Source organism: Streptomyces sp. URMC 126 (assembly GCF_051386555.1).
In the GTDB taxonomy this organism is placed as follows: Bacteria; Actinomycetota; Actinomycetes; order Streptomycetales; family Streptomycetaceae; genus Streptomyces.
This window is the reverse complement of the sequence record NZ_JBPQTX010001106.1, coordinates 1-253: the sequence shown is the minus strand read 5'-3', so window position 1 is coordinate 253 and position 253 is coordinate 1. Positions and strand designations below refer to the sequence as shown.

Annotated in this window: 1 pseudogene; it reads left to right on the top strand. The window is 74.3% G+C overall.

Annotated features, from left to right (window positions below):
* Positions 1-253: pseudogene (locus ACSNOK_RS35265) on the top strand (DNA polymerase III subunit delta'); the annotation flags it as partial.

Below are 253 nucleotides of genomic sequence, written 5' to 3'. Positions count from 1 at the left end.
CGCGACTTGGTGCGCCGCGCCCAGCTCTCCCCGTCCGGGGGCCGCTGGCAGGTGGTCGTCCACGAGACCGCCGACCGGCTCACCGAGCAGACCGCCAACGCCCTCCTGAAGGCCGTCGAGGAGCCCGCTCCCCGCACGGTGTGGCTGCTGTGCGCGCCCTCCGCCGACGACGTCCTGCCCACGATCCGCTCCCGCTGCCGCCATCTGGTGCTGCGCACACCGCCGGTGGACGCCGTAGCCGACATGCTGATCC